Below are 16,451 nucleotides of genomic sequence, written 5' to 3'. Positions count from 1 at the left end.
GATGGTCATCATGGCGAAGCGTTACCCGCCCGAGGTTCGTGAGAAGGCGTTGCGTCTGGCTCTCGATCATCTCGACGAGTACTCATCTGCGTATGCCGCGGCGCAGGCCATCGGGCCGATGGTTGATGTGCATCCGGAGACCTTGCGGGTGTGGATCGTCAAGGCGCAGTCGGATCCGGTGAGGCCGCAACCGCGCGAGCCGGGGTTGGCCTCGGCTGAACGAGCAGAACTCGACCGGCTGCGTAAGGAGAACCGAGACCTGAAGCAGGCCAACGAGATTCTGAAGTTGGCGTCAGCTTTTTTCGCGCGGGAACTCGACCCGCGACACCGTTGATCGTCGGTTTCATCGATGAGTACCGCCGGGTCTATGGCGTCGAGTCGATCTGCGCCGCGCTCACCGAGCACGGTGTCCAGATCGCGCCACGGACCTACCGCAAAGCCCGTTTCCGGCCGCCGGCCGACCGTGATGTCGCCGACGCCTACCTGGAGAACGCATTGCGTGAGCTGCAGGGCAGTCCCGAGCAAATGTATGGACGTCGCAAGATGACCCGATATCTGCGCCGCCGGGGCCATGGTGCGGCGTTCTGCACTGTTGACCGGATCATGGGTGATCTGGGCATGAACGGGGTCGTCAGAGGGCGAAGACATCGCACGACGATCCCAGCCAAGAGCGGGATCCGCGCCGGGGACAAACTCAACCGGAACTTCACCACCGACGCGCCGAATCTGGTGTGGGTCGCCGACTTCACCTATGTCTCGACCTGGACCGGATGGGCGTATGTGGCCTTCGTTTTCGACACTTTCTCCCGGGCGATCGTGGGCTGGACCGTTTCGGCGGCCAAGACCACCGCACTGGTGTCCAAGGCCCTCAACATGGCGATCTGGCGCTGCGGCCACTACGGGAATACGATCACCGAAGGATTGATTCATCACAGCGACGCGGGCAGTCAATACACATCGGTGAAGTTCACCGAATCACTTGCCATGCAAGGGCTCTCGGCATCGATCGGCAGTGTCGGTGACGCGTATGACAACGCACTGGCCGAGTCGATCATCGGGCTTTACAAGACCGAAGTAGTCAACCGGCACGGCCCGTTCAAGCCCCATGCCGAGGTCGAATTCCCGCTCATGGAATGGGTCGACTGGTACAACAACGCCCGCCTGCACTCGCGTCTGGACTACCTGACACCGATCGAATACGAAACCGCGTACTACGCTCAACAACCACCACGCCGACCGGCGCTGGTCACAACCTGAAGCCGGTCCCTTACCCGTGACGGTTCAAGAACGCCGGCTAGGGGCTTCCCCGGCAACAACATGATGGCGTGCCTGGCCCATGGCGGGACGCCTCGGCGCTCGAGGCTTGAACCCGGGCGCCGAGGCGTCGCGAGGGGGTCAACGGCCGCCGGTAGGCGGTGCGCTGGGACCCCCATTGTCATCTCCTCCGTTGTCAGACTGGGTGTTCTAGGTCTTCGCAGCCACGCCGACGGTGAGGGTGATGGCCATGGCGGTGGCCGGCGTGCCGGTCACGGTGGCCAGTTCGGCTGTCCACCCGTCGCCGAATACGTTGTCGGTCGCGAGAGTTGTTTTCGACAGATTCGTGATGCTCTCGGCGTATCCGGAGTCGTAGGTGAAGACTTGGTTACATGCTTCCTGCGGTAGCGCGATTTGGGAGGTCAGGCGCGCGTTGTCACCGGCAACGGCGACCGCGAGTGAGTCGTAGACCTCGAAATGGATATGCGGCCAGCGGCCGTCGTAGCAGGCGGGAAATTTGGAAGTGAAGCTGACGACGCCGTTCGCATCCGCGACCTGCACTCCCCGTAGATAGTTCTGGTCGGCGATGTCTGTGCCGTACAGGGAGTATTCGCCGTCGCGGTTGCAGTGCCACACATATACCGCCATCCCTGAACCCGCGGCGCCGCCCTTGGCGAGGTCTTGCAGCGTCAACCGGATGGTGGTGGGCACGCCCTGCGCGGTCCCGGTATAGCTGCCGAAGCTCGAGACGATGTCGCTGCGGACGATACCGGATTCTATGAGCACGTTAGGGCCGTTCGATCCGTCGCCGGGATAAGGTCCGGTAGTTTCCTGCGGCGTGGCTTGGGCCACCGCGGATGCGGTGGTGCTCGCGGTCGCGGACGAACTCGTCTCGCCGGTGGAGTTGTCCGGTGCGCAGGCCGCTACTCCCGCCGCGGCGGCGCCGACGGCGAAAAAGGACAGGGCCCTGCGCCGTGACATTGTCCCTAGGTCATAGGCGAGACCGAGATGGTGTTCGTGAGGTTCACTCGGCGTGGGCGGAGTGCTCTCGGCGGCATTGTCTTTCATGGATAGACCTCCGGATGCTTTCAGTAGCCATTTCAGGCGGCGTTCGATGAGACGTTGTTTCCGATTCCTTGGACTTCGGTGAGTAGTTGAGACCTCGCACAATGCGGTCTGGGCGGTTGCTTACCTGTCGTCGGGATCGAGGCCCCGCGGAGTGCGGGACCGGCACGGTAATAGTCGCGGCCGAATTCATGTCCAGCCTGGGCGGTGGATGTGAGCCAGCTGTGAACACGAATTCTCGCGAGATGTCGCGCGCCGTACCGAACGACGGCCGTCTTACCTGCCGCTTTGCACCGCGGTGATCGACATCGCCGTCACAGCCCACCACGTGATGATCCAGGACCGGCTGCTAGGAGCGATGGGCGCCGTCATGCTGGTCACCGGCGGGGGCGACGTAACCATTCTCCACGGTCCACGAGTCCTGGCCGCGCACGTGAGCTGGTCACTGCTGTCCATCGCGGCGCTGGTGATCCTGATGGTCATCGGTGTACCCGCGCACACCGGACATGGAACGGTAGACCCTGGCCTCGCCGCCGGGATCGTGCTGAGCAATGTCATCGTGACCTGCGTGGTGCTGCCCACGGTGCAGCTGTGTCACTGGCTACTTCGACTGGACGGATTGTCGGATCCATTGACCGCACTGCTGAACCGGCGCGGCCTGGACTCGCACCTGGCTCGGTTCGCCGGACACCGCGTGCACGGCGATGTGTACGTCGTGGCGCTGGATCTAAACCGATTCAAGTCGGTCAACGACACCTTCGGCCACGCTTTCGGCGACCAGGTGCTGGTGCGGACGGCCGAATGCTTGCGCACCGCGGCCCCGGCCTGCGCCACCGTCGCACGTACCGGCGGTGAGGAATTCGCCATCGTGGGTTACCTGCAGGGGGAGACCATCGGCGTGGTCGCCGAGCGGCTACGTAGCGCGATCGAGTCGATGGCCGGTCTGCCGATCGTGATCACCGCCGGCGTCGGAGCCGCGGTCTGTGAATCCGCGGAAAACATAGCGCCGCAAACGGAGTCGCGGCACTACAGTCTGTTTTACGGCGCGGACTCCGCCATGTATCAGGCGAAACAGTTGGGCGGCAACACCGTGGTGATCGCTGGCAACACAGCTACCACGTAGGGCCGGACGGGACAGTTGGGTTCATCGCTGGAGCCTGGCCTCGAGGTAGTTGGGCGGGTCCTGTATTTGGGCGCGGTTCATGTCGGCTCCGAGTTCGGCTGCGCAGGAGGCGATGTCGTGGGGCCAGGGGCAGGGCTCGTAGTGTCCGTCGACCAGCAGGGTGCTGGCCCAGGTCTGTTCGCCGCGGGCGACGAGTTCTCCGCCGGGTTCGCCAGGGATATTGATGTGGTGGTAGCGGAATTCGGCTTTCATCAGGTGCATTCGGACCCACACGATGGTGAGGCGGATGGCGATGAGGTCGCCGTAGGAGATTTCCTTGATGTATTCGCAGTGGCAGGACTGGGTGAGTACGGCGTAGTCGCCGGTGATGTCGCTGCTGAACAGGGGTGCGCCTGCTATTCCGGCGCGTTCGCGGCAGTGGCCTTGCCAGTCGATGAGGCGTGCGTAGTAGACCGGGCCGACAGCGCTGGTGTCGCCGGCGGTGACGGTGTGCTCGGTAGTGAACGAGCCTTGTGTTACCGGTGGATCGAGGTGTCCCGATGTGAATCGCCCCGGCATGTCCGGAGACTCACCGGGGTGGCTCAACTTGGGGAGTTCGGGGGCCGTAACCGACCTACTCTCGCCGCCCGTTGGTAGCGGTTGTCAGCGCGTCTGTCAGTGCGTCGAGTGCCTCGCGTGCTGGAGCCAGTACCGTGGATAGCAGGTGGAACGCGTGCCACATCCCGGTGCGATCGTAGTGTTGTAGTGGTACACCAGCTTTGTGAAGATTCTCGGAGAGGCGGGCCGCGTCGCCCGCCAGCGGGTCCTCGCCTGCCGAATGCAGAACGATGGGTGGCAGGCCCGAGAGGTCCCGGTACAGCGGCGAGGCCGTATGTCGCAAGTGGCTCGGCAGATAGGCGTCCAGCGAACGGGTAATGAGTGTGGGTGAGAGCACCGGCTCGCGATTGTTGCGCGGATGCAGCCCCGACGACGTGTCGGTGAGATCGACCATGGGACAGATCAATCCCAGCACAGCGGAAGCGGGGAGGTTTTCTTTCCGGGCTTGCAATGCAAGTTCCAGCGCCAAACAGCCGCCCGCGGAGTCGCCTACTACGGCGATGCGCGCGGCGGATATGCCACGCGCGAGCAAACTTCGGTACGCCCGCAGGCTGTCCTCGACCGCGGCCGGATACGGATGTTCCGGTGCCAGACGGTAGTCGGGCACGTATACGGTCGCCGGTATCGCCGCTGCGAGGTGCCCGGTAATCGCGCGATGCGTGCGGGGGCCGCAAAGGGTGAATACGCCACCGTGCAAATACAGCACCACCCTTGAGCCCGGGTCTGAACTGGTGATCACTTCGGTCGGCACGCCGTCCAGCTCAGCCGATTCGATCCCGACACCCGCGGGTACTCGCATAATCGGACTGCTGAGCAAGTTCAACCGCCTACGGGCCCGAGGCAAATCCGCATTACCGATGAACAGCGACCAAGCCAGTGCGCGCATCCCCACCCGCAGCAGAGGTGGCGAGATGTCGAGTGACATTCAGCTCACCACCTTCGCCGCGACCGGCCAGCGGTCCAGCTGATAGTCGGCGTGGTCGGGATGCCGTGCTATCAGTTCTTCGTATTCCTGCCCGGTTGACGGCCACAACTCGGGAAGCCCGTCCTTGCCCAGATACCAGCTCTGGCATCCCGAGGTCCACACCGTGCCCGGCATTGCGGCGCGCATCCGGTCATGGAATCGCGCCATAGCCGCGTCCGTCGGTTCGACGCTACTGAATTCGCCATTCCGCCATCGCCGTGCCCACCACACGATTCGGTGCGCCTGAGCTTCGGAGATCGCGATAATCGGATGGTTGCCGAAGGGGCTGTAAGGACCGTTCATCAGGAACAGGTTCGGGAAGCCCGGCAGCATCATGCCCTCGAAGGCGCGTGGGCCGTCCGCCCAAACCTGTTCGAGGGTAACTCCGTTCGGGCCGGTGATCGCCATGGGCGCCATGAAGGCGTGGGCATCGAAGCCGGTAGCCAGCACCAGCACGTCGAGTTTGTGCCGACTGCCGTCGACGGTGACAACGCCGTCCGGCGCGACATGATCGATACTCGCGGTCACGAGTTCGACATCAGGGCGCTGTATCGCACGATAGAACCCGTTGGCCATTACCAACCGCTTGCACATCGGCGCGTAGTCCGGTGTCAACTTGCGCCGCAACTCCGGATCGCGCACGGTGCGAAGATACCGGGCACAGGCCCACCCGATCAGGCGGCGCTGCAGCCCCGGTCGGGCCGTAGCGCGCGCGATCAGCCCGTAGGGTTGCTGTCCGAAACGGTAGGCCAGATTGCCCAGCATCGGAATTCGACGATGCGCGAACTTTGCGATGCGTGAGTAGCGCCAGTTGACGGCAGGCACAATCCACTGCGCGGTGCGCTGGAACAGGACCAGATGGGCTGCGACGCCGGCCATCGCGCTGACCAGCTGGATTCCTGTCGAACCGGTGCCGATCACGCCGACCCGCATCCCCTGGACGACTGTCTCATGGTTCCACCGTGCTGAGTGGAACGTCGAGCCGACGAACTGTTGCAGGCCGGTGATATCCGGCAATCGAGGGTGATGGAGGTAGCCGGTAGCGCACACCAGGAAATCGCAGGCCGTCCGCTGCCCTTCTGCGGTGGTGATCCACCATTCCCCCGCTGCAAATTCGGCAGTTGTCACCTGAGTGCCGAATCTTGTGTGGTGGTCGACGCCGTACTTTCGCGCCACCTCTGCCAAGTAGTCCTTGATCTCGGAGCCGGGCGAGAACAAGTGCGACCAGTCCGGATTTTTTGCGAAGGTGAATTGGTAGACCCGCGACATCACATCGCAGGCCAGGCCCGGGTAGGTATTTTCGCGCCAGGTGCCGCCGAATTCGTCGCCCTTCTCACAGACCGTAATATCTGTGAATCCGGCCTGTAGTAGCTGAATTGTCGCGCAGATGCCGGAAACTCCGGCGCCTACGACAACGATTCTCGGCTGCCTGGGCTGGTGTGTAGCGTTCTCTGCGTTCATGCGGATGCCCCCCTCCGTAAAACTACTTCTTCGGTTGCGAAGCTTGCTGAAGAGTCGGTATGCAGGGTCGGATCGGCGTGCTGGAGGTTGAGTGTCGACGGGGTCCACAGTCCGGGGTTCGTTGCGTCGTCGGTGGGAATGATGACGCGGTCGACGAGCGCTCCGTAGGTCGCGCGGATCGCGGCGCCGACGCCGGCGGGCTCGCTGACGATGGCGAACTGGCTCAGGACGTCGTCGTCGATCAGATCGGTCATGCGCTCCCATTTGTTCGGGTCGTCAGTCACGCTGAGGTCGGCGAGTCGGTCCGCGAGTGTCGAGAGGTCGCGGACGTCGAGGGCCCGGCGGTAGTCGAGGGTGCTGCCGAGGAAGGCGACGAAATTGCGAATCCGCGCGGCGACCGCGTCTCGTTCGGTGGTCGTGCGGCCGGTGACGATGAAGGGCATGCATACGACGGTGAACGAGTCGCGTGAGCGGCCGGACCGTTTCAGGCCGCGCATCGCGGCGGGGAGCAGCACTTCCCCGATGTAGTCGGGGCTGAGGATGGAGTGGATGGTGATGCCGTCGGCGACTTCGCCTGCGACTTGCGCCATCCGGGGTCCTACGGCGGCCATATTGATGCGGGGCGAACCGTACGGGTTCGGTGGCGGGACGAAGAAGGGAGTCATGAGGGTGTGGTTGAAGAATTCGCCGCGGAAGTTGAGCGGTTTCCCTTCGTTCCAGGTGTCCCAGATCGCGCGCAGGGCCGCCACGAATTCGCGGATGCGAGCGTGCCGGTGATCCGGCGGCGCGGAATAGCGGTTAGCGAGGTGGACGCCGATCTGTGTGCCGACGCCGAGAGTGAGCCGTCCACCGCTCCCCGCGTGCAGATCGTTGGCGGCACGGGCGACTGTCATCGGCCGATGTGCCAGTGCTACCAGGATGTTCGTGCCGATTCCGATGGTGGTGGTTGCCGCGTGGGCGGCGGCTAGAACGAGGAAGGGGTCGTGCCTGTGCTCTTCGACCCAAATGGTGCCGTAGCCTGCGGCTTCGCATGCGGCGCTCGCCTCGGCGGCTCCAGTAGTAACATCACGGAACGATTGGGGGTCCAGCACTGCGTCGATTCGGACTGCGAGCGGGGCGATGGTGTCTCGAGGATGACGAGCCGGTGCCGGAGTCATGGATATCGATTCTCCCGAGGGGGTGTAGCGGTCGACGATGCTTGCGGCGAGCCGGTCGAAGTAGGCGGAGTCCAGCGGTCGTTGCGGGACGTTGAGGGTGCGGAGAACGCGCCAGGTGGTATCGCACCGGATGCGGGGAGGACGGGATATGGGGTCGATTCCGAGCATTTTCTGGTAGGTCTCCGACATCGCCAGGACAGGGCGGATGGCGGGCTGATGGGCGTGCGCTTCTGCTAGCTGCCACCAGGCGGCTGGTTCTTCTGCAAAGAGAAGGCGCCCCGCGCGCCGGATGGCATCGAAGACATCGACAAAGTTCAAGGGGTGCGGTCGCACTAGGTGATAGGTGTGGCCGGGACTGTCGGGGTGGTCGATCAGCGCAACAATTGCGTGGACGACAGTGTCGATGGTGTCAGCGGGGAGTCCCCCTGCGGTCGGAGCGGCCCCGAGTGCCAGCACGGCGTGGGTCAGTGGAACCAGGGCGTCGGTATCGTTGGTTTCTCCCGTTCGCCAGTCCCCGGTTATTAGTCCGGGGCGATAGATCGTGACCGGAAATCCCTGTTCGTGTGCGTGTCGAAGCTCTAACTCCGCTAGGGCTTTCGAACGGGGATAGCCGAGCGTCCCCGCCGTCCGCACTGTCGATGAGGTTTCCTCGCTCACCTCATCCAGTCCGGAGTCCACAGCGAGGCCCAGCGTGCCGATGGTTGAGATGTGGTGCAGTGCGGGACTTCGTCCTGTCAGAATCCTGCGGCGTTGGGCCAAAGCCACGAGCTTGCGGGTTCCGGCGAGGTTGATCGGTTCCAGTTGATCGAGGGAGTGAACCAGATTGACCGATGCGGCGCAGTGCACAACCGTGTCGACGGTCTCGGCAAGGGCGTCGTAGTCGCGGGCGCTGAGGCCGAGTGCGGGTTGGGTGAGGTCGGCGAGAACTGTGTGCAGCCGCCCGGTCGTAGCGGGCATTTCGCCGACCGCGGCGAGTCGTTGATGCAACCGTGCGCGGGCCGAAGCGGTGTCGCGGTCCCGGACCAGCGCGTAGATTACGTGCGGCGTACCAAGGAGCAATTCCTGGCACAGACGGCTACCCAGGTTTCCGGTGGCCCCAGTGAGCAGAATCGAACGCGGTGTCGACATCGACGGGGTGTGCGTGGTCATCACGGCTCCGTTCGGGGACTGGGAAAGGCGAGAACGAATTTGCCGAGGTGTTCGGAACGAAGCATCTGCCCGAACGCGTCGGCGGCTTGTTCGACTGGGAAGACCCGAATCAATGGTTCGGGCAGTTCGCCTTGTTCGACCATCGTGACTACCTTCTGCAGAATCGTGCGCAGTCGCGATCGGTCGTAGTCGAACAGGTCATGCAACTCGACTTGCAGGTAACTGCGACAGTGCGACAGCGCCGCAACCGGAATCCGCAAAGGACTGTTGTCGGGCATCGTGACGTCGACGTAGCGACCGAACGGATTGAGTAAGGACAGGGCTGCCTCCACCGAGTCGCCGGTGTGTGCGCTGAGAACGACATCGACACCGCCGCCGGCCGGGTCGCGGAAGGTTTCGGCATAGGTGAGGGTGCGCGAATCGGCGACGTGACGCACACCCAGTCGACGCAATAGCTCTCGCCGCGCCGGGTTGCCCGCCGTGGCGTAGACGATGGCCCCGGCCCGGCGCGCCACCGACACGGCTACCAGCCCGAGACCGCCGGTGGCCGACTGGATCAACACCCGTTCGCCGGATCGAACACGCGCCCGTTCCACCAAGGCGTGATAGGCGGTGCCGTAGACGATCGGCACCGCCGCCGCCATTGCGGCCGGGATCGAATCGGGCCGCGCAACGACCACCTCGGCCGGGACGACGACGTGGGACTGTAATCCGCCGGGCGCGTATGCGAGCACGGCGTCGCCGACGGCGACGCCGGAAACCTGGCCTCCGATTCGGGTGACAACCCCCGCGCATTCAGCGCCGAAGTAGGCGCCGTCCGGACCGTCGACAGCGACAAGCAGGTCGCGGAAGTTGATACCCGCGTGCGAGACGGCAATTTCGATCTCTCGGGCCCCGGGATCCAGCCGGTCGCAATCGATCAAACGGAGGTTGTTGATCCCGCCGTCGGTCCACAACCGGCTGCCGACCCGGACAGATGTGCTGATGGCGGTGTTCATCCGAGCGCACCTACCCGATCTGCCGCCGCGGTGGGTGGTGCGAGTGTTGCGGCGAGATCGTGAATGCTGTTGGCGGCCAGTAGTTGCGGGACCGTCAACTCGATCTGGTGGTCACGTAGCAGTCGGCTGCGGACGTCGGCGGCCATCAGCGAATCCAGGCCNGCCGCGGTGGGTGGTGCGAGTGTTGCGGCGAGATCGTGAATGCTGTTGGCGGCCAGTAGTTGCGGGACCGTCAACTCGATCTGGTGGTCACGTAGCAGTCGGCTGCGGACGTCGGCGGCCATCAGCGAATCCAGGCCGAGCCGATTCAGTGGCCGCGACCGGTCCAGATCAGCGACGGCAAGCCCGATAACCGATGCGATCTGCTCGACCAGATACTGCTCGAGCGCCTCCGATCCGGCGATGGAGTGTCCTGACTCGGAGCTCCGGGCGACGGCGACCGGGGTCGGCGTGGGCCGACCAACTACGTTCCTCTCGGAGAGCGGCTCCCCTGCTGACGGTGGATATTGGTGTTCGCGATGTCTTTCGTCCGTGCTAAGCAACTCCTGCAGCAGCGGGACTGCTGCGTCCTGCGGATAGGCGACGCGATATTCACCCCAATTGGCAGGCAAGTGGATCATCCGATGCTGCTGCCGCAGCATGTCGTCGAAGAGCAAAGGAGCGTTCTCAGGGTGAATAGGATGCATACCGGTCGGCCGAACGGTTTTTCCGGCAGCCGCACTCAGCCGTGCGGCCAATCCGACCTGGGACCAATAGCCCCAATCCACCGCAGTGGCCGGTAGCCCGCGCGAACGCCGATGATCCGCCAGTGCCTCGACGAAGGCGTTGGCCGCGGCATAGGCGCCGAGCTGATGGGCGATGGTGGTGCCCGCGAGGAACGCTATGCCAGAGGAGAACAACACGAAGAAATCCAGTGGCTTGTCGCCGAACAGCTTGTGCAGAACCCAGGTGCCTGCGACTTTGGGCCGCAAGGTGCTGTCGATTTCACCGGGTGTCAGATCGATGATATTGGCGGGGTTGAGAACCGCGGCGGAGTGGACGACCCCGGCGATCGGCGGCAACCCCGCGCGATCCAGTCGATCCAGCAGCGCCGCCATCGCCGGGTAGTCGGCGACGTCGACGTCGGCGTACTCAACCTTCGCGCCGCGGGTGCGCAGGCGTTGCAGGGCAGCAGCTTTCGGGTCGTCGGTCGCTTCGGCGTCGACCCGTTGCCGCCCGGTGAGCACCACTGTGGTGGCGCCGCGGTCGATCAGCCACTGCGCGCACAGTTCGCCTAGACCGCTGAGTCCGCCGGTCACCAGGTAGCTCGCGTCCTTCCTGATCGCCGTGTGACGTCCATCGATCGCGGTGCGGTCGGCCGAGGTGGGCGGCAATGCTAGAACGAGCTTGCCGGTGTGCCCCGCCCGCATAATGAGACCGAACGCCTCGCTGGCCTCAGCGAGTGCGAACTCTCGACATTCGGGTGGATCAATCGTGCCGTTAGAGATCAGATCGACAACGGTGTGTAGCAGTTGTCCCGCTCGATCAGGCGCGTGTTCGACGAAGTCGAGCGCGTCGACGTGGAGATAGCCGCGGCCGTGCGAAAGCAGCGACACCGCCAGGCGGTGCCCGTCTGCGGCATTGGTGACATCGGCGTAACGACCGAACAGCGGGTCCAGCAAGGAGAAATTGGCCTCCACAGCGTCGCCGATCAGGGTATTGAGTATCACGTCGACCGTGCCGCGCTGCCCGCGGTCGTGGCGGCGGAACTGGGCGGCGAATCCGACGGACCGTGAATCGCCTACGTCGGCGGCACCCAATCGGCGCACGAACTGGCGTCGGGCCTCGTCTCCGGCAGTGCCGTATACGGTGGCTCCCCGCCAATGTGCGATGTGCAGTGCCGCCATTCCCAGCCCACCGCTGGCTGAATGAATCAGCACGCGTTCGCCCGCGGTGACCGCGGCGCGTTCGACGAGCGCGTGGTACGCGGTGCAGTACGCGATGGGGATCGCGGCGGCCTGCGCAGCAGAGATGTTGGCCGGGCGCGGCACTACCATCCGCGCGTCCACGACGACGTGCGACCGGGTCCCGTCGGGCAAGAAAGTGATGACAGCATCACCCACCGCGAAGTCGTGCACGCCCGCACCGAGTGAACGGACCACCCCGGCGCACTCCAGCCCGATCCGATGCCGGTGGCCGATGTCGGGTTCCAGTCCGGTCAGCGTGAGGACGTCCAGGAAATTGAGTCCGACGTGGCTGACCTCGATTTCGACCTGCCCGGCCGCAGGCAAGGGCCGGGGACAGTCGACCCATTCCAGCGCATCGGAACCGCCTCGACTGCGCAGCATTTTCCCACCGGCGTCGGATTGGGCATCGGGCGCCGCTGATGTTTTTGGCGCGGCCCCGGCGGGAACCAATCGGGGCACGTACCAGCGTCCGCGCCGAACGGCGAGACGATTCTCGTTGTCGCAACGACTGAGCACGCTGAGAATCCGGTCGGCGTCATCGACGGGGTCGACAGTGGCAGGGTCGAGATCGACGCAGGTCAGCGATCGGTGTTGCTCCTGTCCGAGCACAGGTGCGAGCCCCCACAACGCGGCCTGCCATGGGGCCGGACAGGCTGGATCGGCAGCGGCCGCCTGCGCACCGCGGGTGACTACAACCACCGGAGTCGTCGTTCGGCCCGCTTCTTGCAGGACCAGTGCGAGGTTACGCAGACCGGTGCACAGGTCCGCCGCGACCCACTGCACTGCCTGCTCGGATGCGCCGGCATCAATACCGTCCGACAGTGCGGCCAGGTAGATGGCACCCGCCAGCTCGGTGCCGGGCGGCAGCTGCGCGAGAGCTACGGAGATCTCGGTGGCGTCGCTATCGGACGGGCACGACAGGACTGTCGCGCCGGCAGTGGCGAATCGGTCGCCCAGCGCACGCACCTGTTCGCCGCCGTTCGATATCACCAGCCACGCGCCAACCGGAGAGGGACGCTGAGCTAGGCTCGCCTGCTGCCAATCGATGCGATATCGGTCTACCGTGGCAGTCGATTCGGGGCGGGCCGGGCTATCGGCCGACGAACTCAGAAGTCGTGCCCGAACACCGATCAGGCGGGCAACCGGCGTTTGGCTCGCATCGAAAACCGTGACGTCGGCCCGCGGTTCGGAGTTGGTTGTGGCCGTGCGCGCATGACACCACAGCGGCCCACCGATCCGGGGCGCGAGCAGCTGGATTTCCTCGACTCCGACCAGGACCCCACCGCGCCCATCGGCCTTGGTCGCGCTGATCATCACGGCGAATGCGGTTTGCAGGCACGCATCCAGCGCCGCGGGGTGGAACCGGTAGCCCTCTGTGGCGGCAGCGCGGATGCTGGTCACCACTTCCCCGGATCCGCGCCACATTTCGGTTATCCCGCGGAACGCCCCTGCCCATTCGTTTCCACTGCGCGCGTGCTCACGGTAGAACTGCTCACCTGCCTGCCATCGGGTGCATCGGCCTCGCGCTTGCGCCAAAGCGTCTATAGCAGTAGAGGTTTCGATCGAGTCGGAACGCACGGTCGCGCGCATGTTGACTGTCCGGGCGCTGGAACGCAGGGCGCTGGCCACTGTCAACCGGATGGGACGGTCCGTGGAGTCGATGCTGGTCGTCAACTCGATATCGGCGAGATCGGCAGCGTCCAGCGGCAGCAGATCCACGAATTCGGCTCTTTCCACAGTGATCGGCCGGTCGGGGAACACCTCGGCAACCGCCGACAGCGCGGCGTCGACGAATCCAGCACCGGGCATCACCGACCGTCCGGCGACCCGGTGATCGAGGAGGAATCGGTCCCGTTGGTGATCAAGTGTCTTGCTTCGAACGTGCTGTGTGGTGCCGCTCAGTGCGTCGGCCACGTTGTGGTGGTCGCCGGAAATGCCCACGCTGCCTGCGCCATTGGTGGCGGACTGGATTACGGGCATGGTCTGGGCAGGGGGCGCAGCGGAGGATCGCGTGGTCGGCTCGCCCGACGAGCCGAGCGCCGGCCACGGGCAGCTGGGAGCCTGGTGCCAGAATTGGGTGTGCTGCCACGGGTAGTGTGGAAGATCGAATACACGACGGGTATCCCCGTACACGCCAGCCCAATTCACTGAGCAGCCCATGGCATACAGTGCTGCCAAGGATCCGAGCATGCCCTCGCGTTGAGGTTGGTCGCGGCGCAATGAGCCGAGCGCCGTCACCGGAGTAGCCGTCGCCGCACCGATCTCTTCGATCGCCGGCGTCAGCAGCGGATGCGGGGACACCTGCAGCACGACTGTCGGGCCGACATCGATCGCTGCGGCGAGCGTGCCGGCGAGCCGGACCGGTTCGCGAAGGTTGCGCCACCAATACTCATCGCCGAGTTCCGTTCCGGCGATCACGGTCCCGGTCACCGTCGAATACATCGGTGTAGTGGTGTCTGCAGGCCTCAGGCCGGCTAATTCTTGTTGGAGCGGCTCACGCACGATATCGACCATCGCGCTGTGGGCGGCATAGTCGACCGGGATGATCTGACAGTCCACCCCGTGGTCCCGACAGAAACTGTCGAGTAGATCGATCTGCGTCGGAGCGCCCGAAACTACGGTGGAACTCGGACTGTTGATTACCGCAACCGAGACGTCGAACTCCTGGTCGTTGAGCAATTCCTCCACCGCATCGGACCGCAGTTGCACCAGGGCCATCGCTCCGGGCGGGCACAGTCGCGCCGCCAGTTGGGCGCGAGCACACACGACCGTCGCGGCCTGCTGAGTGCTCAACGCACCCGCGACATGTGCCGCAGCGACCTCACCCTGGCTTTGACCGACCACCGCATCCGGTTCGATCCCCCATGCCCGCCAAGTTCGTGCCAACGCTGTACCCATCGCCCACAATGCGGGCTGGACCAAATTGGTCAGTTGCGGCCACGCCGTATCCTCCCGATCGACCGCGTCGATCAGGGACCAGCCGATCTGTTGTACGACGGCGCGATCGCAATCGGCCAGCGCTTCCGCGAATACCGCGGTGTTGGAACGCAACTCGCGTCCCATGGCCGGCCACTGGGAACCCTGCCCCGGAAAGACGAACACTATGCGGGGGCGCTCGAGCACGGCCTGCTGCGACGCCCATACGCGGGGATGCTGTTCATCGGACAGGTAGCAAGTCAAGCCCTCCGCCATCTGCTCGGGGCGCTCGCCGCCGCCCGCCAGCCGCCACTCCATATGCCGTCGCCCGATCGCCGCACCCGCGCAAATGCCGCCGACGTCGGCCACGCGCGATCCGTCGACATGCAGCATTGTCCGGTACGCCTCGGCCAGCGCGCGCAGAGCCGGTCTCGTGCGCGCCGACAACACCAGGACTTCACTGCGGTCCGGTCTCTGCTCGGGAGCCGACACCGGTGGCGGGGAAGATAACACGAGATGCACATTCGATCCCGACGCGCCGAAGCTGGTGACACCCGCCAGCAAACGCCGATCAGGGAGCTGTACGGCGGCTCGCGGGAGTTCGATCGGAGCGTCGTCCCAATCGATCGCAGGATTGAGCTGGTCGATGTGCAAACAAGGCGGCACCGCTCGGTTCCGCAGGCAGAGAATCGCTTTGACCAAACCTACGACACCCGCAGCGGCCTCAGTGTGACCTACGTTGGCTTTCACCGCTCCCACGAGGCACCGGCCTCGATCGTGGGGGCGTTCGCCGAGAACGGTCGCCAGGGCCGTGAGCTCAACCCGGTCTCCCGCGGCGGTGCCGGTGCCGTGCGCCTCCACAAAATCGAGATCGGCAGGATCGACAGCTGCCGTCGCATACGCGGCCCGTAGAGTTCGGATCTGGCCTTCGATACTCGGTGCGACTATTCCACTGCCTGTGAAACCGTTATTCCCGCTGGAGCCGCCGAGTATGACCGCATGCACTCGGTCGCCATCGGCAAGTGCTTTCGCTAGCGGCTTCAGCAGCACCAAACAGACAGCGTCACCACGGACGAACCCGTCCGCCGACGCATCACCGAATTTGCACCGGCCATCCGCGGAGTGCGCCCCCGCAGCGTTGAAAGTAATCGAATTGTACGGCGTCAAGATCATATTGCAGCCGCCGGCCAACGCGAGATCGCAATCTCCTGCCTGCAGGCTTCGGCAGGCCAACTGCACCGTTACCAGCGAAGATGAGCAGGCCGTATCGACCGTCAGCGAAGGGCCGGTCAGATTGAAACAGTAAGACAGCCGACCCGACAAGGTGGCTCGACTGGTTCCAATATCTGTGTAGAAATTGAGATCATCGATGTCCCAGATCTGCCGCAGCCAATAGTCACTGTAGGTCGATCCGATGAATACGCCCACCGGTGACGAGGTGGCGTGCTCCGGTGCGATACCGGCATCTTCGAATGCCTCGTGCGCCACTTCGAGCAGCAGTCGACCCTGTGGGTCCACGCGCATCGCCTCACGCGGCGACACGTCGAAGAACGCGGCGTCGAACGCGGCCACATCCCGCAGGAACCCGGCACGCGGCGTGGCAACCTTCCCCGGAGCCCGCAGGTCGCCGTGGAGGTTCTTCAGCCACGATCGTTCGGGTGGGGCCTGACATACGGCTTCCTCGCCATTCATCAACAACCGCCACAGCGATTGCGGATCATCCGCTCCGGGGAACCGGCCAGCCATTCCCACTATCGCGATGGGATCAGGGCTCCCATTCAAGGGCGGCGCCTCAAAACGTGCATTCATTATTTTCCACCT

General features: G+C 64.5%; 9 protein-coding genes, 1 pseudogene and 1 other annotated feature. Of the genes and pseudogenes, 3 read left to right on the top strand and 7 right to left on the bottom strand.

The annotated features are described in order from the left end of the window. Window positions 1–10 precede the first annotated feature (10 nt). Both DBO33_RS44770 and DBO33_RS26050 read left to right on the top strand, forming a co-directional pair. Window positions 11–334 (top strand): transposase, encoded by a 324-nt coding sequence (locus DBO33_RS44770; protein ID WP_407670535.1) that lies wholly within the window; start codon window positions 11–13, stop codon window positions 332–334. Then, window positions 295–423, top strand: a sequence feature (AL1L pseudoknot). Its footprint overlaps the gene before it by 40 nt. Then, entirely contained in the window at window positions 331–1,257 is a 927-nt protein-coding gene (locus DBO33_RS26050; protein ID WP_407670534.1) for an IS3 family transposase, read from the top strand. It overlaps the preceding feature by 93 nt. The genes DBO33_RS44770 and DBO33_RS26050 overlap by 4 nt, the downstream gene beginning before the upstream one ends. A 138-nt stretch (window positions 1,258–1,395) precedes the next feature. Here DBO33_RS26050 and DBO33_RS26045 read toward each other — a convergent pair. Next, window positions 1,396–2,322, bottom strand: a pseudogene (locus DBO33_RS26045) (dioxygenase). Between the two features lie 355 nt (window positions 2,323–2,677). On the opposite strand from DBO33_RS26045, the gene DBO33_RS26040 reads away from it, so the two are divergent. After that, complete coding sequence (locus tag DBO33_RS26040; RefSeq protein WP_234391039.1) at window positions 2,678–3,442, top strand: GGDEF domain-containing protein; 765 nt, start codon at window positions 2,678–2,680, stop codon at window positions 3,440–3,442. Window positions 3,443–3,463: 21 nt separating this feature from the next. Here the strand turns inward: DBO33_RS26040 and DBO33_RS26035 are convergent, their stop codons facing one another. Genes DBO33_RS26035 through DBO33_RS26010 form a run of 6 tightly spaced genes read right to left on the bottom strand, consistent with a single transcriptional unit; the run spans window position 3,464 to window position 16,439 of the window. Further along, window positions 3,464–4,000, bottom strand: a complete 537-nt coding sequence (locus DBO33_RS26035; RefSeq protein ID WP_107657410.1) for an acyl-CoA thioesterase — start codon at window positions 3,998–4,000, stop codon at window positions 3,464–3,466. 55 nt (window positions 4,001–4,055) lie between these two features. Continuing rightward, on the bottom strand, window positions 4,056–4,964 hold the full coding sequence (locus DBO33_RS26030; RefSeq protein WP_107657409.1) for an alpha/beta hydrolase: 909 nt from the start codon (window positions 4,962–4,964) through the stop codon (window positions 4,056–4,058). Then, entirely contained in the window at window positions 4,965–6,464 is a 1,500-nt protein-coding gene (locus DBO33_RS26025; protein ID WP_107657408.1) for a flavin-containing monooxygenase, read from the bottom strand. Then, entirely contained in the window at window positions 6,461–8,770 is a 2,310-nt protein-coding gene (locus DBO33_RS26020) for a TIGR03617 family F420-dependent LLM class oxidoreductase (protein ID WP_107657407.1), read from the bottom strand. Before DBO33_RS26020 ends, DBO33_RS26025 begins: the two co-directional genes overlap by 4 nt. Then, a complete protein-coding gene (locus tag DBO33_RS26015; protein ID WP_107657406.1) occupies window positions 8,770–9,768 on the bottom strand; it encodes a zinc-binding dehydrogenase in 999 nt (332 codons plus the stop codon). Before DBO33_RS26015 ends, DBO33_RS26020 begins: the two co-directional genes overlap by 1 nt. Next, the gene (locus DBO33_RS26010; protein WP_107657405.1) at window positions 9,765–16,439 is read right to left on the bottom strand and encodes a type I polyketide synthase; all 6,675 of its coding nucleotides are present in this window, start codon (window positions 16,437–16,439) and stop codon (window positions 9,765–9,767) included. The genes DBO33_RS26015 and DBO33_RS26010 overlap by 4 nt, the downstream gene beginning before the upstream one ends. Between the last annotated feature and the right edge of the window lie 12 nt (window positions 16,440–16,451).

The organism is Nocardia suismassiliense, assembly GCF_900269665.1.
GTDB lineage: Bacteria > Actinomycetota > Actinomycetes > Mycobacteriales > Mycobacteriaceae > Nocardia > Nocardia suismassiliense.
This window is presented reverse-complemented; position numbering and strand designations above follow the sequence as displayed.

Excerpts from the sequence above, each read along its gene's own strand:
- DBO33_RS44770 (WP_407670535.1), top strand. The coding sequence starts at position 11 with ATGGCGAAGCGTTACCCGCCCGAGGTTCGTGAGAAGGCGTTGCGTCTG.
- DBO33_RS26040 (WP_234391039.1), top strand. The coding sequence starts at position 2,678 with ATGGGCGCCGTCATGCTGGTCACCGGCGGGGGCGACGTAACCATTCTC.
- DBO33_RS26035 (WP_107657410.1), bottom strand. The coding sequence starts at position 4,000 with ATGCCGGGGCGATTCACATCGGGACACCTCGATCCACCGGTAACACAA.
- DBO33_RS26030 (WP_107657409.1), bottom strand. The coding sequence starts at position 4,964 with ATGTCACTCGACATCTCGCCACCTCTGCTGCGGGTGGGGATGCGCGCA.
- DBO33_RS26025 (WP_107657408.1), bottom strand. The coding sequence starts at position 6,464 with ATGAACGCAGAGAACGCTACACACCAGCCCAGGCAGCCGAGAATCGTT.
- DBO33_RS26020 (WP_107657407.1), bottom strand. The coding sequence starts at position 8,770 with ATGACCACGCACACCCCGTCGATGTCGACACCGCGTTCGATTCTGCTC.
- DBO33_RS26015 (WP_107657406.1), bottom strand. The coding sequence starts at position 9,768 with ATGAACACCGCCATCAGCACATCTGTCCGGGTCGGCAGCCGGTTGTGG.